15 protein-coding genes and 3 tRNA genes are annotated in these 19,018 nt (G+C 64.9%); 5 read left to right on the forward strand and 13 right to left on the reverse strand.

The genetic code is table 11. The features are described from left to right. Positions 1 to 11 precede the first annotated feature (11 nt). Together ACOYR4_RS14670 and ACOYR4_RS14675 are read left to right on the forward strand one after the other, a co-directional pair. Entirely contained in the window at positions 12 to 1,100 is a 1,089-nt protein-coding gene (locus ACOYR4_RS14670) for an endonuclease/exonuclease/phosphatase family protein (protein ID WP_422847113.1), read from the forward strand. A 138-nt stretch (positions 1,101 to 1,238) separates the two neighbouring features. Beyond that, the gene (locus ACOYR4_RS14675; RefSeq protein ID WP_422847114.1) at positions 1,239 to 3,113 is read left to right on the forward strand and encodes a M14 family zinc carboxypeptidase; all 1,875 of its coding nucleotides are present in this window, start codon (positions 1,239 to 1,241) and stop codon (positions 3,111 to 3,113) included. Positions 3,114 to 3,303: 190 nt separating this feature from the next. Here ACOYR4_RS14675 and ybaL read toward each other — a convergent pair whose 3' ends face one another. Continuing rightward, positions 3,304 to 5,043 (reverse strand): YbaL family putative K(+) efflux transporter, encoded by a 1,740-nt coding sequence (gene ybaL, locus ACOYR4_RS14680; protein ID WP_422847115.1) that lies wholly within the window; start codon positions 5,041 to 5,043, stop codon positions 3,304 to 3,306. Positions 5,044 to 5,232: 189 nt separating this feature from the next. Between ybaL and ACOYR4_RS14685 the strand changes: the two genes are divergently transcribed. Then, a tRNA-Arg gene (locus tag ACOYR4_RS14685) sits at positions 5,233 to 5,309 on the forward strand. A gap of 136 nt (positions 5,310 to 5,445) precedes the next feature. Here ACOYR4_RS14685 and ACOYR4_RS14690 read toward each other — a convergent pair. From ACOYR4_RS14690 to ACOYR4_RS14745, 12 genes are all read right to left on the reverse strand, one after another. Then, complete coding sequence (locus ACOYR4_RS14690; protein ID WP_291447646.1) at positions 5,446 to 5,649, reverse strand: hypothetical protein; 204 nt, start codon at positions 5,647 to 5,649, stop codon at positions 5,446 to 5,448. Positions 5,650 to 5,834: 185 nt separating this feature from the next. Next, positions 5,835 to 5,910 (reverse strand) — tRNA-His (locus ACOYR4_RS14695). A 49-nt stretch (positions 5,911 to 5,959) separates the two neighbouring features. Beyond that, a complete protein-coding gene (locus ACOYR4_RS14700) occupies positions 5,960 to 7,888 on the reverse strand; it encodes a SurA N-terminal domain-containing protein (protein WP_422847116.1) in 1,929 nt (642 codons plus the stop codon). A 60-nt stretch (positions 7,889 to 7,948) separates the two neighbouring features. Next, a tRNA-Val gene (locus tag ACOYR4_RS14705) sits at positions 7,949 to 8,024 on the reverse strand. Between the two features lie 15 nt (positions 8,025 to 8,039). After that, positions 8,040 to 8,312, reverse strand: coding sequence for an HU family DNA-binding protein (locus ACOYR4_RS14710; RefSeq protein WP_008906675.1), 273 nt, complete (start codon positions 8,310 to 8,312; stop codon positions 8,040 to 8,042). A 301-nt stretch (positions 8,313 to 8,613) separates the two neighbouring features. Beyond that, complete coding sequence (locus ACOYR4_RS14715; RefSeq protein ID WP_422847117.1) at positions 8,614 to 9,708, reverse strand: tartrate dehydrogenase; 1,095 nt, start codon at positions 9,706 to 9,708, stop codon at positions 8,614 to 8,616. A 70-nt stretch (positions 9,709 to 9,778) separates the two neighbouring features. Beyond that, positions 9,779 to 10,345, reverse strand: a complete 567-nt coding sequence (pgsA, locus tag ACOYR4_RS14720; RefSeq protein ID WP_015014722.1) for a CDP-diacylglycerol--glycerol-3-phosphate 3-phosphatidyltransferase — start codon at positions 10,343 to 10,345, stop codon at positions 9,779 to 9,781. Between the two features lie 43 nt (positions 10,346 to 10,388). Then, entirely contained in the window at positions 10,389 to 12,392 is a 2,004-nt protein-coding gene (gene uvrC / locus ACOYR4_RS14725; RefSeq protein WP_422847118.1) for an excinuclease ABC subunit UvrC, read from the reverse strand. Positions 12,393 to 12,506: 114 nt separating this feature from the next. Beyond that, on the reverse strand, positions 12,507 to 13,487 hold the full coding sequence (locus ACOYR4_RS14730; protein WP_015014724.1) for a Bug family tripartite tricarboxylate transporter substrate binding protein: 981 nt from the start codon (positions 13,485 to 13,487) through the stop codon (positions 12,507 to 12,509). Positions 13,488 to 13,565: 78 nt separating this feature from the next. Then, positions 13,566 to 14,546: a Bug family tripartite tricarboxylate transporter substrate binding protein gene (locus tag ACOYR4_RS14735; protein ID WP_422847119.1), complete on the reverse strand. Its 981-nt coding sequence runs from the start codon at positions 14,544 to 14,546 to the stop codon at positions 13,566 to 13,568. A gap of 45 nt (positions 14,547 to 14,591) precedes the next feature. Continuing rightward, positions 14,592 to 15,572, reverse strand: a complete 981-nt coding sequence (locus tag ACOYR4_RS14740; RefSeq protein ID WP_422847120.1) for a hydroxymethylglutaryl-CoA lyase — start codon at positions 15,570 to 15,572, stop codon at positions 14,592 to 14,594. Further along, entirely contained in the window at positions 15,569 to 16,774 is a 1,206-nt protein-coding gene (locus ACOYR4_RS14745; protein ID WP_422847121.1) for a CaiB/BaiF CoA transferase family protein, read from the reverse strand. The genes ACOYR4_RS14740 and ACOYR4_RS14745 overlap by 4 nt, the downstream gene beginning before the upstream one ends. Before the next feature lie 149 nt (positions 16,775 to 16,923). Here ACOYR4_RS14745 and ACOYR4_RS14750 point away from each other — a divergent pair, with 149 nt between their 5' ends. Next, positions 16,924 to 17,826, forward strand: coding sequence for a LysR family transcriptional regulator (locus ACOYR4_RS14750; protein ID WP_422847122.1), 903 nt, complete (start codon positions 16,924 to 16,926; stop codon positions 17,824 to 17,826). Beyond that, positions 17,823 to 18,971, forward strand: a complete 1,149-nt coding sequence (gene earP, locus ACOYR4_RS14755; protein WP_422847123.1) for an elongation factor P maturation arginine rhamnosyltransferase EarP — start codon at positions 17,823 to 17,825, stop codon at positions 18,969 to 18,971. Before ACOYR4_RS14750 ends, earP begins: the two co-directional genes overlap by 4 nt. Positions 18,972 to 19,018: the final 47 nt, after the last annotated feature.

Genomic DNA, 19,018 nt, shown 5'->3' on the forward strand with positions numbered 1-19,018 from the left:
GCCCGCCCTCCATGCGCCCCACCGAATTCCCCCAACCGCTGGACACCCTGATGGTGGCCACCTGCAATGTGCTCAACCTGGCCAACCCGGGTCGCCTGTTCTACGAGAACCAGGACCCCTACAGCCAGACCGAGTTTGAGCGCAAGATCACATGGCTGGGGGAGCGCTTTCGGGCACTGAACGCCGACGTGCTGGCCGTGCAGGAGGTCTGGGACGATGCGGCTTTCAAGGGGGCGTTGGGCCGGGGTGGCATGCGCTACGACTTTGTCGCCGTACCAGGGGCCGAGAACAACGACACCCAGCAAGGTGCGCAGGGCACACCCCGGGTGGGCCTGGCTACGCGGCTCAAGGTGGAGGCTGTGCAATCCTTCGCCGACTTCCCCCCGGGTTTTCAGGTGGACGTGCCCGGCATTGGCCAACACATGCGCTTTGAGCGTCCGCCCCTTGTGGCCACCTTGCGGATGAAACATGGCCAGACCCTCAACGTCCTCACCGCCCACCTCAAATCCAAGCGCCCCAAGTTTCTGCAGGATGCCCTGGGCCAGCCGACCGAGGACCGGGACGACCGCAAGGTGGTCGCACTGGCCTCACTGCGCTCACTGATCATGCGTGGCGCCGAGGCCATGGCCCTGCGTTGCCTGGTGATCGATCTGCTGCACCGCACCAGCGTGCCCCTGGTGGTCCTGGGCGACTTCAACGACACCCCCGACAGCGTCACCACGCAACTGATCTGCGCCACCAACGACATTGCCTACGACCGGACGGCCCGCGATGTGGCCCTGTTCAATGCGTACGACCTGCAGGGAGATTTCGCCTTGAAAAAGGACGTGGCCTACTCCCACATCCACCAGGGCGCCCCCTACGTGCTGGACCAGATCCTGGTCAGCGAGGAGTTCCTGCCCAACGGGCGCAACAGCGTGGGCGATGTGCGCCGGGTGGATTATTTTAACGACCACCTGCATGAAGGGCGCGACCGCACGCGCTCGGACCACGGCTTTGTGCGCGCCCTGTTGCGGCTGAAGCTGCCCAGTTCGCCTCCGATCCAGAGCGCATCCCCTTCGCCCACTGACGCCACTGCACCCAGCAACATCCCTCGCTGATCACCGCGACAGCCCAGGCCGCCACGCGTTTGCAACGGGATGTACGCTGACAAGGAGAGGCGGGTGCGCCCAGGTAACATCCACGTACAAAGCGCCCTACTCGCCCCACGTCCGGGGCTCTCTCTGGCAGCCCACACCATGACCCAGCACCATTTCCAGCGCGGCCGCGCCGATGCCACCCCACTTTCACGTCCTGAACCACGGATCACGCGCTGGGCCGCTCCGGCCACACTGGCAGCGCTGCTGCTGACAGCCTGCGGCAGCACCCCGCTGCCGCCGTGGCCCTCCACGCCAACGGCCCAGCAGCGCAGCGCCCCCGCGCCACTGCCGCGCGTCCAGCAAGGCACCGTGGTCCCCGCCCCGCTGGGACAACAGACACCCGCGCAGGTGCCGCCACAGCGCGCCGCCGTAGTGGCCAGCCCCCTGCCCCAATCCGCACCGCTTCTGGTGCGCGACGAAGCGCCCATGGCGCCGCCCTATGGCGATGCAGTGGCCGCGCGGTTCCCCAACCCGTCGGTGGTCTACAGCACCCCCGGTCTGGGGGCCGACCGCAGGGCCTTCACGACCAATGCGGAGGTGGGCCAATGGCTGCGCAGCCTGAGCGACAGTGCGCCCCGTGGCGGCACGCGCACCCAGTTGCTGCAGATCGGCACCTCGCAGCGCGGCGAGCCCATCCAGGGCCTGCTGGTCACACGTGCTGCCGGCACAGACCCTGCCAGCCTGGACAAGAGCGGCCGCCCCACCGTCGTACTGATCGGGCAGCAGCACGGCGACGAACCCGCCGGCAGTGAAGCCCTGCTGGTCATCAGCCGCGAGCTGGCCCAGGGCCTGCTTGAACCGCTGCTGGACCGCATCAACGTGGTGGTGGTGCCCCGCGCCAACCCGGATGGCGCCGAGGTGGGCACGCGCGTTACTGCCAACGGCGTGGACATGAACCGCGACCACCTGTTGCTCAATACCCCCGAAGCCCGCGCCTTGGCGCAGGTCATCAACGACTACCGCCCCATACTCGTCGTGGACGCCCACGAATACACCGTGGTGGGCCGCTATCTGCAGAAGTTCAACGCCATCCAGCGCTACGACGCGCTGCTGCAATACACCACCACCGCCAACTACCCCGAGTTCCTCACCAAGGCGTCGCAGGAGTGGTTTCACCAGCCCATGGTGGCCGCCCTCAAGGCCCAGGGCCTGACGAGTGACTGGTACTACACCACCTCGACCAACCTGCAGGACAAGCGCATCTCCATGGGCGGCACCCAGCCCGACACGGGGCGCAACGTCCACGGCCTGAAAAACACGGTCAGCCTGCTGATCGAGACCCGGGGTGTGGGCATTGGCCGCATGCACATCCAGCGCCGCGTGCATGCGCAGGTCACCGCCATCACCAGCGCCCTGCGCACCACCGCCGAACGCGCCGCCAACCTGGAGCAGGTGCGCTCGTTCGTGGCCCGCGACGTGAGTGCCCTGGCCTGCCGTGACCAGGTGGTCATCGAGGCCGAGGCCACACCCACCCAGCGCGACCTGGATTTTCTGGACCCCGAGACCGGCGCAGACCGCAGTATTCGTGTGGACTGGAACTCATCGCTGACGCTGCGCAACACCAAGGTGCGTGCACGGCCCTGCGGCTACTGGCTGTCGGCGGACGCCAGTGCGGCCGTGGAACGTCTGCGCCAACTGGGCATCCAGGTCATGCGGGTGGCAGAGCCTGGCTCCGTGCTGGCCGAGAGCTACCGCGAAACCACGCGCGAAGCCGGCAACCGCCAGGACGTGATCGGCACCATTGCTGGCAGCGGCGACATCGTTCGCGTGCAGGTGTCCACACTGCGCAGCGCCATCGACGCGCCCGCTGGCAGCTTCTATGTGCCGCTGAATCAGCCGCGTGCGAACCTGGCCGTGGCTGCGCTGGAGCCCGACACGCAAAACAGCTACTTTGCCAACCATCTGATCCAGGAGCTGGGCCAGAGCGCACGCGTGATGGCTGTGCCCTCTCTGGTGTTTGAAGAAACGGATTGACCCTCGCCGTGAGGCAGGCCTCTGGCGGCGTGATGCCGGGGCTTGTCACCCAGGCGGGGGTAGATGGGGCACTCCGTGAAGACGCCGTCCGGAAGCTACGCTGCCCCCTTGAGTGCCGCCATCAATTTGCTATCAATCAAATAGCTGCTCAGGCATATTCTTCTAGCGCAACCGGCAGATTTGGCTCATATCATGCCGGTCCGTGCAGTGGCGCAGGTCGCGTGGCGCGGGACTGACGCTCCCGGGCACGCTCCAGCACGTGGCGGGTCATGGCCTGCGCCAAGGCATCTTCTGCAAGGAACACCTGGGCGTGGCTGCATTCCTGCACCAGCCGCTGGGCCTCGTCCTCATTGTGGCTGCGCACCACAATGTCCACACCCGGGTTCAAAGTCTGCGCGGTCTCGATCATCTGGCGCACCTGCAATGCGTCGGGGGTGGCCACCACCAGCATCGCGGCCCGCGCGATGTGCGCCTGGATCAGCACTGCGGGCTCCACCGCGTCGCCAAACACTGCGGCCACGCCATCGGCACGCAAGGCCTCCACCAGTTCCCGGTTCTGCTCGGCCACCACAAACGGAATATCGTTGGCCGCCAGAGTCGCCGCCACGCGCCGCCCCACCCGGCCGTAACCAACCAGCACCACCTGCCGCGCGAGATAGCGTGAATCGGTGGTCGTGGGTAACTCGGCCAGGGGATCATCACGCTGCTCCAGCCGTCTGGCCCACGCGGACCGGGCACGCAGCCAGTCTTGCAACGGTGCAATGGCACGGAACAACAACGGGTTGAGCGCCATGGAGAACAAGGCGCCCGCGAGCACCAGACTGGCCCCCTCCGGCGGCAGCAGGCCCAATGAAGATCCCAGTGCGACCAGAATGAATGAGAACTCCCCGATCTGCGCCAGACTGGCCGACACAGTGAGCGCCGTGTTGAGCGGATAACGGAACGCCAGCACCAGACCCGCTGCGGCCACGGTCTTGCCCAGCATGATGATGGCAACCACCGCCAGCACCTGCAGCGGACGCTCCCACAAGACCGCCGGGTTGAACAGCATGCCGACGGACACGAAAAAAAGCACGGCAAATGCATCGCGCAGCGGCAGTGATTCGTGCGCAGCACGGTGGCTGAACTCGGACTCCCGCATCACCATGCCTGCAAAGAAGGCCCCAAGCGCAAATGACACGCCAAACAGTGCTGCCGAGCCGAACGCAATGCCCACCGCCGCGGCCACCACACACAGCGTGAACAGTTCACGCGACCCGGTGCGTGCCACCTGCCATAACAGCCAAGGAAACAACCTGCGCCCCACCAATAGCATAAGCGCCACAAACCCGCCCACCTGCAGCAGCGTCCACCCCAGCGTGCGCCAGAGCTGCGCGGCATCCAGGTCGGCCCCGGTGCCGCCTCCCAGCCATCCCCCCAGCGGTGGTAGCAGCACCAGCACCAGCACCATGGCCAGGTCCTCCACCACCAGCCACCCCACCGCAATGCGTCCGGTGTAGCTGTCCAGAATCCCCAGCATCTCCAGCGCACGCAGCAGCACCACCGTGCTGGCCACCGACAGCGCCAAACCAAACACCAGAGCCCCCCCCATGCCCCAGCCCCACCACAGGGCCAATGCCATACCGAGCGACGTCGCCACCATCATCTGCACCACGGCGCCCGGCACGGCAATCTTGCGCACCGCCAGAAGGTCGCCCCAAGAAAAATGCAGCCCTACGCCAAACATCAGCAGCATCACGCCGATCTCCGCCAGCTGGCTGGCCAGGGCTGCATCGGCAACAAAACCAGGAGTGAACGGGCCGATGGCCACCCCCGCCAGCAAATACCCCACCAGGGCTGGCAGCCGCAAACGGGCGGCCAGAAAGCCCAGCACCAGCGCTAAGCCCAAGGCGGCAGCAATGGTGTGGATCAGCGTGACGCTGTGTGGCATGGGCAAATGCTCCAGAGGGCAGGCAAAACGGGGGGATGACCCGGTTATAACCGCATCACCGTCCCGGCAGCAAAATCGCCCCGGCGGCAGCGCCAGGAGCACCGGTCAGGGCGGGTATGATTAGCGCCCTGCGCCAAGCAGTTGCGGACACTCCGCAAGCCGGTCGGCCACACAACCGACCACATCCATCTGCCCGTAGCTCAACTGGATAGAGCAATAGCCTTCTAAGCTATAGGTCGGGGGTTCGAGTCCCTCCGGGCAGGCCAGCCTCTTGGCTGGCAGCTTTCAAGCTCTCTTGCGTACCAATCAAGCCGTTCTGACGAGCGTGGAACGGCCGGGCAATGCCCGCGTCCGCTGGATGACGGATGCGGATCAAACACCTCGTCGCGCTCAGCCCCAACCCTAGCGATTGGGCTGCGGCACAGCAGCGTAATTCATGGCGATGGCCTGGACCACGGCGCCGATCAGAGCCGTATCGCCGGCGCTTTGCGGCAACACGTCGCGCACGATCTGGACTGCGTATTGAAGTTGCTCTTTGGCCAAGGCCGCAGACATGGCGTTGCCGCGTTTTTCACTGGGCGACGCGTCGCGAATCACAAGGCTCATCAGAAACTCCCGAAAGGTTAAGCACGCAGTATGCGCCGTGCGGGACTGTGGTGCGCTGAAGGCTGGGTTATTGATGGAGAAAACCTATTTAGTCCGCGAGGCTGCAAATAGATAAGCGCACGACAACAACCTGAGCCCCAAAGCAAAAAGCGTTGCAACATTTCTGTTGCAACGCTTCGCTGTTTTGGGGTGGCTGATGGGGCTCGAACCCACGACAACAGGAATCACAATCCTGGACTCTACCAACTGAGCTACAGCCACCGTAGCTTTGTATTATAGCCCGGGATTTTGGCCCCGGACATCAAATCGCTTAATTTTCTGCTGCGACTGCCGTCACAGCCTCAGGGCGCGGCGCCTTGATCTGCACCTTGAAGCGCTGCTTGAGCAGTTCATAGTACGCCAAGCCCTCGGCCGTGGCCAACCACTGCACGTATTGTTGGCGCTCCTGCTGCGCACGCTGTGCATCCGGCGCCTGGCGCGGCACCACGCGGTTGACCTTGACCACGGCGTAACCGGCAGTCCCCAAATCCACGCCCGTCCAGCCGGGGAGTGTCTCGGCGGGGGCTCGCAGCGCGGCGTCGATGAGGGCGCGCGGCAGGTTCTGGGTTTGTTCGCGGGATACCTCAGTCGCTGCAGCCAAGCCAGTGGCAGAAGACGGGGCGGCCTTCCATGCGGCAAGTTTGGCCTCGCCTTCCTTGCGTGCGAGTTCGGCAGATTTCTCAGCCACATACAAAGTGCGGACACGGGCCTTCACTTCGTCATACGGCAGTGTCAGCGCAGGGGTGTAAGCGGTCACACGGCCAGCAGCCATCTGGCTCGGGCCCACTTCCACCGCCTCGGTGTTGCGCTTGTTCTGCAGCGAGTCGGTGGCGAAAAGCGCTTCGAGGAACTTGGCATTGGCCAGCGGGCCCTTGGCACCTGCGGCAGGGGTCCGCGTCACGCCCTTGGCCGTCTGGATCTTCAGCTTGAGCTTGTCCGCCACGGGCTGAAGGCTGTCCGCCTGCTCATACACACCGTTGGTGAAGGCTTCTGCCACCTCGGCAAACTTGCGCTGGGCCTGCTGCTGTTTGAGCTCTGCCTCCATGGTGGGGCGCAGTTCTTCAAACGTGGGCTGACGAGGTGTCTTGATATCGGTGAGCTGGATGATGTGGTACCCAAACTCGGTCTCCACCAGGTCGCTGATTTCGCCTTTCTTCAGCGCAAAAGCAGCCTCTTCGAAGGGCTTGACCATGGCACCCCGGGCAAAGAAATTCAGGTCACCGCCCGCAGTGGCAGAGCCCTTGTCGTCAGAGGACTTCTTCGCGACTTCGGCAAAGGTGCCTGGCGCCTTGCGCACCTGGGCCAGCAGCTCGGTGGCACGGGCCTTGGCCTTCTCGCGGTCTGCAGCGGATGCATCCTTGGGAGCATTCACCAGGATGTGGCTGGCTCGGCGCTCTTCCTTCGCCGTCATGCGAGCCACGTTCTCTTTGTAGTAGGTGCGCAGGTCGTCTTCACCCAGGGTGATGGAGGCACGCACGCTGTCGAGATCGAGCACCACGTACTCGATGGCTGCCTGTTCCAGTTGCTGGAACTGGGCAGGATGGGCTTTGTAGTAAGCCTCCAGGTCCGCATCCGTGGGGGTAACCTTGCTGGCGAAGTCGGTGGCATTGAAGCGCGCAACCTGGATCTCGCGGCGCTCGTACAAAGCGTCGAGCGCGAGCTTGACCTGGGCATCGGTATCAAATGCAGTGCTCATCACACCACCCATCACCTGGTTCACCGAGATGTCGCGGCGCACATTGGCTTCAAACCCTTCGGGTGTCAGGCCTTGCGCGGCCACCAGGGCGCGGTAGGCGTCAGCATCGAGCGTGCCGTCCGGGCGCTTCAGCCCTGCAATCGCAGGGATTTCCTGCAGGCTGCGGGCCAGGCGGGCATCGCTGGTCACAAGGTGCATCTTTTGCGCCGCAGCTGCCAGCACGCGGTCACGCACCAGCCGCTCCAGCGTGGCATAGCGGGCACTGGGAGAGTCCAGCAACTTGGGATCGACCGAGGGAGACTGGGCACGAATGCGGTCGGTCTCCATGCGATGGGCATTGTCCCAGTCCGTCTGGTTGATGTTGTTGCCATCGACACGGGCCACTACCGGGCTCTTTTCAGAGAAATAGTTGCGGTCGATGCCTACCAGCACAAACGAAGGAATGATCAGCAAGAACAAGAAGATCATCACGATCTTGGAGTGCTTGCGGATGGATTCAAACATGGTCGATCTTTCAGAAGACAAAAAACAAAAGGCGAACTTGCGTTCGCCTTTGTTCGGTGGTGGTGGGTCCTGACGGTCTCGAACCGCCGACCTACTCCGTGTAAAGGAGCCGCTCTACCAACTGAGCTAAGGACCCTACCTAAACTGATCCTCAGTTCAAGGCGTCTTTCAATGCCTTGCCAGGACGGAACTTTGGAACTTTAGCAGCTTTGATTTTAATCGTAGCGCCAGTGCGGGGATTGCGACCGGTGCGGGCAGCACGCTTGCCCACGGCAAAAGTACCGAAACCGACGAGCGACACGGTGCCGCCCTTCTTGAGAGTCTTCTTGACGGCCTCGATCGTGGATTCCAGGGCACGCGCAGCAGCGGCCTTGGAGATGTCGGCGTTGGTAGCGATGTGCTCGATCAATTCGGTTTTGTTCACAAGAAGCCTCTCGGAAAAGAGTTAATGGAATGTCTCGCGGATATCTGGTCTTCACACGCTTGCAAGCACAGCCGGGGGCTGGTGGAGAACAAGCGGGGGAATGACTGGCATACACAGCAGTGGCTGCTGCATCAGATTAAAGCCATCGAGTTTCAGAGTGTCAATACAACACGCTGTTTTGCGTCAGCGATGTTTTGAATTCTAGTCGTATTTCACGCTGCGACAGGGCTTGGCGGGCGTTTTTGTCTCAAACACGCCGTATGGGCAGCATTCCGTATTGACACCCCGCAGCCAGCCGTACTCAACGGGCTGTGAGCGCCTGCGCGATGGCTTTGCCCACATCCTGCGTGCTACCCGTGCCACCCAAGTCCGGGGTGCGAGGAGCACCACTACCGGGTTGCAAAACAGCCTCAATCGCGGCCAGCACAGCGTCGTGCGCGGCACGGTAACCCAGGAAGTCCAGCATCATGGCGCCGCACCAGATCTGCCCGATGGGGTTGGCGATGCCCTTGCCCGCGATGTCAGGCGCCGAGCCGTGCACGGGCTCGAACAGCGAAGGCATGGTGCGCGTGGGGTTGAGGTTGGCGCTGGGCGCGATGCCGATGGTGCCGGTGCAGGCCGGGCCCAGGTCCGAAAGAATGTCGCCAAACAGGTTGCTGGCAACCACCACGTCAAAAAAGTCAGGGCGCTGCACGAAGTGGGCCGTGAGGATGTCGATATGGAACTTGTCCACCTTCACATCGGGATAGGCCTTGGCCATCTCGGCCACGCGCTCGTCCCAGTAGGGCATGGTGATGGCGATGCCGTTGGACTTGGTAGCGCTGGTCAAGTGCTTCTTGGGGCGCGACTGGGCCAGCTCAAACGCAAACTTCAGGACGCGGTCCACGCCATGGCGCGACATCACCGTCTCCTGCATCACGATCTCGCGCGGGGTGCCCTCATACATGCGGCCGCCGATGCTGGAGTATTCGCCCTCGGTGTTCTCGCGCACGATCAGCATGTCGATCTCGCCGGGCAGGCGCGGGCTGCCGTCGCGGCGCACCACGGGCGCAATCACACCAGGCATGAGGCGCGCGGGGCGCAGGTTGATGTACTGGTCGAACTCGCGGCGGAACAGCAGCAGCGAACCCCAGAGTGAGACATGGTCCGCAATCTTTTCGGGCCATCCGACGGCGCCAAAGTAGATGGCCTCGTGGCCGCCGATCTGGTCCTTCCAGTTGTCGGGCAGCATCTTGCCGTGCTTCTCGTAGTAGTCCCAGCTCGAAAAGTCGAAGTGGTCGAAGTGCAGGTCGATGCCAAACTTGCGCGCAGCCTCGTCCAGCACACGCAGCCCCTCGGGCATGACCTCTTTGCCAATGCCATCACCGGCAATGACTGCAACGCGATGCTTCGCCATCCAGATGCTCCTGAAAATATAGCTGTCTGCGCTTATCTCACTAGCGCTTCAGACATCAAAGACTTGAAAATTATTTGACGCGCGCCCGGATCTCGGGCAACGCCTTCTGCAGGTAGTACACCATCGACCAGACAGTGAGCACCGCAGAGGCCCAGATGAGCCAGGTGCCCCACACGCCCGTGTCGATCACGCCGAACAGGCGTCCGTCATACAACAGGAAGGGGATGGCCAGCATCTGCACCGTGGTCTTCACCTTGCCGATCATGTGCACGGCCACGCTCTTGCTCGCGCCGATCTGCGCCATCCATTCGCGCAGGGCAGAGATCGCAATCTCACGGCCGATGATGATGAGCGCCACGAACACATCGGCACGCTGCAGATGCACCAGCACCAAGAGCGATGCACAGACCAGAAACTTGTCGGCCACCGGGTCCAGGAACGCGCCAAACGACGAGGTCTGGTTGAGCTTGCGGGCCAGATAGCCGTCCAGCCAGTCGGTGGCGGCAAACACGATGAACATCACCGTGGCGATGAGGTTGCGCGTGGCTGGCTCCAGCGGCGCGTAGAACACCCCCACGATCAAAGGTATCGCGACGATGCGCGTCCAGGTCATCAAGGTGGGGATAGTCCAGAACATGGCGGCAATTGTGTCACGGCGCGGCCGCGGAACGGTGCGGGGCTTATCGCAGGGCCTTGTAAATTTCTTCCGCCAAATCGCGTGAGATGCCATCGACGGTGGCCAGGTCCTCGACACTGGCCGCTGCCACGCCGCGCACCCCGCCAAAGCGCTGCAGCAGCCGCGCGCGCTTCTTGGGGCCAACCCCCGCAATTTCTTCGAGCTGCCCGCCACCCACCCGCACCTTGGCGCGCGCAGCCCGCATGCCGGTAATGGCAAAGCGGTGCGCCTCATCGCGGATCTGCGCCACCAGCATCAGCGCGGCCGAGTCCTTGCCCAGATAGACCTTCTCGCGCCCATCGGCAAACACCAGCTCTTCCAGCCCCACCTTGCGGCCTTCACCCTTCTCCACGCCCACGATACGGGTCAGGTCCAGCCCCAGCGCGGTGAACACCTCGCGCGCCACGCCCACCTGGCCCTTGCCACCGTCGATGAGCACCAGATCGGGCAGGCGCGCAGCCCCTTTGCGGGTGGGCGCGCCAGCTTCCGCGTCGGGTGCGGCAAAGTCGATACCCCCCTCCTCGCGCTGCGCCTCCACCACCTTGCTGTAGCGGCGTGTGAGCACCTGGCGCATGGCGGCATAGTCGTCGCCGCCGGTGATGCCTTCGATCTTGTAGCGGCGGTATTCGCTGCTCTGCATCTTGTGGTGGTGGAACACCACGCACGACGCCTGGGTGGATTCGCCCGCCGTGTGCGAGATGTCGAAACACTCGATGGTGAGCTGGTCCAGGTCTTCGGGCGGCAAATCCAGCGCCTCGGCCAGGGCCCGCGTGCGGGCCTGCTGCGAGCCTTCTTCGGCCAGCAGACGGGCCAGTTGCAGGTCGGCGTTCTTCTGCGCCATGTCGAGCCAGGCGCGGCGCTGTTCGCGGGGCTGATGGATCGCGTTCACACGCAGGCCACTTTGTTCGGTCAGCGCGTCGAGCAATGCTTTGTCCACGGGCACGCTGGTCACCAGCAACGGCGGCACGGGCACGCCAATGTAGTGCTGGGCGATGAAGGCTTCGAGTACCAGCGCCTCCACCGGGCGCGCGGGGCGAGACGGAGTGGCTACCGCCTCGTCTGCGCCATCGCCGCCCTCTTCCTCAAACACCGCCGCCGCATCTTCAACATGCACCGGAAAGTACGGCCGGTCGCCCAAGTGACGGCCGCCGCGCACCATAGCCAGGTTGACGCAGGCGCGGCCGCCTTGCACGCGCACGGCGAGGATGTCTACATCCTTGTCATCCACCGTCTCGATGGACTGCTGGTGCAGAACGCGCGACAGCGCCTGGATCTGGTTGCGCACCTCGGCCGCCTGCTCGAATTCGAGCTTGTCGGAGTGCGCCATCATGCGCACCTCCAGCGCCTGCAGCAGCTCCTGCGTTTCACCACGCAGCAGTGCCTCGGCATGCGACACATCGGCGGCATACGCTTCGGGCGAAATCAGGTCCACACAAGGCCCGGTGCAGCGCTTGATTTGGTACAGCAGGCAGGGCCGTGTGCGGTTGGCAAACACCGTGTCTTCGCAGGTGCGCAGCCGAAAGACCTTTTGCAGCAGCTGGATGGTTTCCTTCACCGCCCAGGCGCTGGGGTACGGGCCAAAGTAGCGGTGCTTTTTATCGACCGCACCCCGGTAGTACGCCATGCGCGGAAACACCTCACCCGGCGCATCGCCCCGCGTGTGCGCGCCCGGCGTGCCGGTGATCTTGAGGTAGGGGTAGCTCTTGTCGTCGCGGAACAGGATGTTGAACTTGGGGTTCAACGTCTTGATGAGGTTGTTTTCCAGCAGCAGCGCCTCGGCCTCGGAGCGCACCACCGTGGTCTCCATGCGCACGATCTTGCTGACCATGTGGCCGATGCGGGTGCCACCGTGGTTCTTCTGAAAGTAGCTGGACACCCGGCGCTTGAGGTTGAGCGCCTTGCCCACGTACAACAGCGCATCCTGCGCGTCGAAATAGCGGTACACGCCCGGCAAGGCGGGCAGCGCAGCCACCTGCGCCAGGAGTTCTTCGGAATGCACATCAGACATGGCGCGTATTGTGGCCTCGGGCGCCGCCTGCCCCATTCACTATCAAATAAATAGCTGCCAGCGCATATTCAACTAGCGCTTGCAGCCATTTTGATCAAAAACGCTGCCCCTCGGTCACTCCGCCTCGATCTTCGAGGTCTTCACCACCTGTGCCCAGTTGGCCAGATCCGCCTTCACCTTGTCGCCCAGCTGAGCCGGGGTCTGGTAGTCGGCTGTGGCGCCCTGCTCTTGCGCCTTTTGCTGGAAGGCCGGGTTCTGCACCACGGTGCGGATATCGGCCGTGAGCTTGTCCACCACGGCCTTGGGCACGGCAGCCGGGGCAAACACCGCAAACCACGAGGTGGCATCGACCTTGGGGTAGCCCGCTTCGGCTGTGGTGGGCACATCGGGCAGGCTGGGCAGGCGCTGCTTGCCCGTCACGGCCAGCACGCGCAGCTTGCCGCTGGCGATGTGCGGCATGAACGGCGGCGCCGTCCCAAAGGTCAGGTCCACCTGGCCGCCCAGCAGGTCCTGCAGCGCGGGGCCTGTGCCCTTGTAGGGCACGTGAACCATCTTGATGCCACCTTGCTGCTCCAGCATGGCACCCGTGACATGTTGCAGCGAGCCGTTGCCCGACGAGGCGTAGTTGAGCTTGCCGGGGTTGGCCTTGGCGTAGGCGATCAACTCGGGCAGCGTCTTCACCGGCAGGTCGGCCCGCACCACGATGATCTGCGGGGCCGAGATGACATTGGCCACGGGCTGGAAGTCGCTCTGCTCCCACTGCTTTTGCTTGGTGATGTGGGGCGAGATGACGTGGTAGCCCGAGTACTGCATGAGCAGCGTGTACCCATCGGCCTCGGCCCGCTTGACGGCACTGGCCGCAATGTTGCCGTTGCCCCCGCCCTTGTTGTCTGCGATGACCGATTGGCCCAGCACCGGCGCCAGGGCCTGCGCCAGCATGCGGGCCGACAGGTCGGTGGTGCCGCCGGCGGCGGTGGGCACCACCAGGGTGACGTTCTTGGACGGGTAAGCGCCTTGCGCCGCTGCGTGGCCGATGAAGCCGGTGGCCAGAGCGGCCAGGGCCAGGGTGGTGAACTGCTTGCGGGTGGTTTTCATGAAAGCGATGTCTCCGTGGTCGTTGTTGTCAAAAATCTGAAAAGCGAGGAACCGTTGGGTGCCCAGAAAGGTGCGCGGTCAATCGACCGTGGCACCCGTCTCCTTGACCACGCGGCTCCACTTGGGCAGGTCGGACTGCACCAGCGCCGCCAGCTGCGCCGCCGTGCCCTTGAAGGGCTCGCAGCCCACGGTGGCTAACTTCTCGACCACATCCTTGTGCTCCAGCGCACGCGCCACCTCGGCCTGCAGTTGCGCGACGATGGGCGCGGGTGTGCCCGCCGGGGCAAACAGCGCATACCAAGGGGCCTGGCCAAATCCCTTGATGGTTTCGCCAATGGTGGGCGCATCGGGCAGCGCGGCCACGCGCTTTTCATTGACCACGCCCAGCACCTTGAGCTTGCCCGCCTTGATGAACGCAATGGCCGAAGGCAGGCTTTGCACCGACAGCGGCACCTGCCCACCCACCACATCGGTGGCGGCTGCGGCGGAGCCCTTGTAGGGGATGTGCTGCAACTGGATGCCTGCGGCCTTTTGCAGCATTTCGCCAATCAGATGGTTCAGCGTGCCATTGCCCGCCGAGGCAATCGAATACTTGCCGGGGTTGGCCTTGGCCAAGGCCACCATCTCGGCCACGGTGTTGGCGGGGAAGGATGGGTGTGCCACCAGCACATAACCCGCAGTCGCCACCGGCGCCACGGGGGCAAAGTCCTTCACGGGATCAAAGCCGGGGTTCTTGTAGAGCGCGGGACCAATCACGTGGGCGCTGTCAGCCGTGAGCAGCAGCGTATAGCCGTCGTTGCGAGCTCGGGCCGTGGCGCCGGTGGCCAGCGTGCCGCCCGCACCAGGGCGGTTCTCCACGATCACGCTCTGGCCCAGTTGCTCACCCAGCTTTTGCGCCACCACGCGCGCAATGGCATCGTTGGCACCGCCTGCGGCCTGGGGCACGACCACGGTGATGGGCTTGGAGGGGTACTTGTCCTGCGCGCCTGCCGCAAAGGCGGCAGAGCACAGCACAGCAGCTGTGAAGAGGCGGCGGGACAGTGGGGCGGGGAAGCTCATGGTTTTGTCTCCTGTTGTGATGGGGGGGTACTGGCGCGTCCGCATTCAGCGGGACAGCGCTCTTTCGCGGATGGCATCGAAATCGGCAGGCACCGGGTGCAGCGTCAAGCGCGGCCCCGCCTTGGCGATTTGGCTCGGAATGTCGTGGCCGATGAGCGCAGGCAACTGCTGCGCAGCGGCCACCAATTGCGCCAAGTCCACGCCCGTGTCATAGCCCATCAGCGCCAGCGCATGCACGATCTCTTCGCTGCATACATTGCCGCTGGCGCCCGGCGCGTAGGGGCAACCGCCCAGGCCGCCCAAGGACGCATCAAACCGGTCAGCCCCCGCGTCGATGGCCGCCAGCACATTGGCCAGCCCCATGCCGCGCGTGTTGTGGAAATGCAGGGTGAACTCCACCCCCGGCCAGCGCGCGCGGGCTGCCGCCGTGAGCTGGTGCACCTGCGTGGGGTAGGCCATGCCGGTGGTGTCGCACAGCGTGATGCCGCGCACGCCCAGGTCCACAAAACGCTGCACCCAGCCAAACACATTGGCCTGGGCCACATCGCCTTCCATGGGGCAGCCGAACACACATGACAGCGACACATTCACCGCCACGTTGGCGCCCTGCGCCAGGGCCACCACCTGCGCCAGCGCCGCGAACGACTGTTCCTGCGTCATGCGCAGGTTGGCGAGGTTGTGGGTGGCGCTGACGGACATGACCAGATTCAGCTCGTCCGTGCGCGACTCGATGGCGCGCTCTGCCCCGCGCAGGTTGGGCACCAGCGCGGTGTAGACCGTGCCCGGGCGGCGCGTGATCTCGCGCATCACCATCTCGGCGTCTTTCAGCGCGGGGATGGCGGTAGGCGACGTGAACGAAGTCACCTCGATCTTGGACAGCCCGGCTGCAGACAGTGCATTGCACAGCGCGATCTTGTCAGCCGTAGGCACGAAGGCCTTTTCCATCTGCAGGCCATCGCGCAGCCCCACTTCCTGCATGTGGATGCGGCGACCTGCGCCTTGCCAAACGGTGCTGGGTGCGTTCATTGCACGACTCCTTTGCTGCGCAGCAATGCAATCTGCTCGGCATTGAGCCCCATTTCTGCCAGCACCGCATCGGTGTCATCGCCCAGGTGCGGCGCGCTGCTGCGGATGGTGCCCGGCGTGGCAGAGAGCTTGGGCACGATGCCCGGCACTTCCACGCTGTAGCCGTCACGCGTCTGCTGGGTCAGCAGCATGTCGCGGGCGCGGTAGTGCGGGTCTTCGGCAATGTCCTTGGCGGTGTAGACCTTGCCTGCAGGCACGCGGGCGGCGCCCAGCACGTCCAGCACCTGCTGCACAGTGCGCTGCGCGCTCCAGGCGCCAATCGCCGCGTCGATCTCTTCCACACGCGCCACGCGGCCGGTGTTGTTCGCCAGGTCCAGCGCGGCGCCCAGGTCAGGTCTGCCAATCGCGTCCATCAGGCGCTTGAAAATGCTGTCGCCATTGCCCGCCACCAGCACCCAGCCGTCTTGGCAAGGGTAGGCATTGCTGGGGGCAATGCCTGGCAGCGCACTGCCCGCCGCCTCGCGCACGGCGCCAAAGGCGCTGTATTCGGGGATCAGGCTTTCCATCACGTTGAACACCGCCTCGTGCAACGCCACGTCGATCACCTGGCCCTTGCCGCCGTTGACCTTGCGGTGGTACAGCGCGGTGAGCACGCCGATGGTGCCGTGCAGCGCCGCGAGTGTGTCGCCAATCGACACCCCCACCCGCACCGGCACGCGGCCGGGCTCGCCCGTCAGGTGGCGCAAGCCGCCCATCGCCTCGCCAATCGCGCCAAAGCCCGGCAGGTCGCGGTACGGCCCCGTCTGGCCGTAGCCGGAGATGCGCAGCATCACCAGGCCGGGGTTGAGCGCGTGCAGCTCTTCGGGCGACATGCCCCAGCCCTCCAGCGTGCCGGGGCGGAAGTTCTCGACCAGCACATCGGCTTCAGCGATGAGCTGGCGGGCGATATCCTGGCCTTCCTTTTGGCGCAGGTCTAGCGCCACCGAGCGCTTGTTGCGCGACTGCACCTGCCACCAGACGGAGGTGCCTTCCTTGATCATGCGCCAGTTACGCAGGGGGTCGCCGGTCTCGGGGGCCTCGATCTTGATCACGTCGGCGCCAAACTCGCCCAGCGTCTTGCCGCAGAACGGCCCGGCAATGAGCTGGCCCATTTCGATGACGCGCACGCCTTGCAGTGCGGCGGGGGAAGCAATGGAATCCATGGGTGGGGTTGTCTCCTGCGGCCAGCCCCACGCCGGGGCGGCTCGGGGCGAATGATGCGCAGGGCGCGCGGGGCCGTAAATCGCTCAAGCAACAAGATGCCATCGCAAACCGGCATGGCAGTGGCTGCGCTTGTTACCATCAGGCCCCCATGAAACTCGACCCCGTCTCCCTGCGCCTGTTTGTGGCCGTGATGGAAGAAAGCACCATCGCCGCCGCCGCCGCGCGCGAGCACATCGCCGCATCGGCCGTGAGCCGTCGCCTGGCCGACCTGGAAGACGCGCTGCGTGTGGCGCTGTTCACCCGCAGCAACAAGGGCACCGAGCCCACGGCTGCCGCTTATGCGCTGCTGAATCTGGCGCGTGGTGTGCTCAACGACCTGGACGGCATTGCCAGCCAGATGCACGACTACGGCGCGGGCGTGCGCGGCCATGTGCGGGTGGTGGCCAACATCTCGGCAATTACCCAGTTTTTGCCCGCGCAGCTGCAGAGCTTCATGGCGCTGCACCCGCAGGTGGACGTGCGGCTGCAGGAGCAGATCAGCACGGCCATCGCCCAGTCGGTGGCCGAGAACGCGGCCGATGTGGGCATCCTCAACCAGGGCCAGTACGGCGACCGCGTGGTGCAACTGCCCTACCGCACCGACGAGCTGGTGCTAGTGGTGCCCACGGGCCATGCGCTGGCTCGCCGCAAGTCGGCCCGGCTGGCCGACGCCTTGCCCTACGACTTTGTGGGCGCGCACCCGGGCAGCGCCATCAACAACCAGCTGACCCGCGCGGCCTCCGAAGCCGGCCTGCCGCTGCGCCTGCGCATGCAGGTCACCAGCTACGACGCGCTGTGCCTGATGGTGGCGGCTGGCCTCGGCGTAGGCGTGATGCCGCGTGGCAGTGCTGCGCTGTACAAGGGTTCGCAGCCCATCCGCGTGGTCACGCTGAGCGAGCCCTGGGCGCACCGGCAGCTGGTGCTGTGCGTGCGCTCGGAAGAATCCCTCTCCAGCGTGGCGCGGCTGCTGGTGGACCACCTGCGCGCGCAACCACCGAATTCCGCCCCATGACCCTGCCCCGCCCCCTCCCTGCCCTGCAATGGGATGTGTTCTGCCGCGTGATCGACAACTTTGGCGACATCGGCGTGTGCTGGCGCCTGGTGGCGCAGCTGGCGGGCCTGGGGCACCGCGTGCGCCTGTGGGTGGACGACGCCTCGGCGCTGGAATGGATGGCCCCTGCAGGAAGCCCTGGCGTGGAAGTACGCCCCTGGGGCGCACCGCCGCCGGGCCCGCACGAGTCCCCCCCCGATGTGATGGTGGAGGCGTTCGGCTGCGATATCGCTCCTGAATTCATAGCATATAGCGCAAGTTCTACTAGCGCTTCTAGGCAAAAACGTCCCAAACCAGTCTGGATCAACCTGGAATACTTGTCTGCCGAGGCTTACGTGGAGCGCACCCACCGCCTGCCTTCGCCCATCCTGTCGGGCCCGGCGTCGGGGTGGACGCGCTGGTTTTTCTATCCCGGCTTTACCGCCGGCACCGGCGGCCTGCTGCGCGAGCACCATCTGATGGAGCAGCGCGAGGCGTTTGACCGCAGCGCCTGGCGTGCAGAGCACCGGGCTCTGTTCGGGGCGGGGGACGAAGCGCCGGGCACGCGCTGGGTGTCGCTGTTCTGTTACGAGCCTCCCGCGCTGGCCGACCTGCTGCAGCAATGCGCGCAGCGGCCCACCCAGCTATTGGTCACGCCCGGCCGCCCGGCCGCCGCCGTGCGGGCGGCCTTGGCCGAACCCGTGAACAGCGCAACGGCACCACTCCCGCATGAAAAGCGGGGGCAACTGTCCTTGTCTTACCTGCCCCACCGGCCTCAGCCAGCGTTTGACGAGATGCTGTGGGCCTGCGACTTCAACGCCGTGCGGGGCGAGGACTCCCTGGTGCGCGCGCTGTGGGCGGGCCAGGCCTTTGTGTGGCACATCTATCCGCAGCACGACAACGCCCACCACGACAAGCTCTGGGCGTTTCTGGACTGGCTGCAGGCACCAGCGTCGCTGCGGCGATTCCACGCCACCTGGAACGGACTGGACGCCGCGCCTCTGCAATGGCCCGATGACGACACCCTGGCCGAGTGGACCGCCTGCACCTGCGCAGCCCGTGCGCGCCTGCTGACGCAGGACAACCTTGTGGCGCAACTTTTGGGCTTTGTCGCCGAAAAACGGTAAAATCCGAGGCTTTGCGCAAATCAGGCGCGGCATGTCAGTGCCCACGC

The sequence above is a fragment of the Acidovorax sp. M14 genome, assembly GCF_049331375.1.
Taxonomy (GTDB): domain Bacteria; phylum Pseudomonadota; class Gammaproteobacteria; order Burkholderiales; family Burkholderiaceae_C; genus Acidovorax.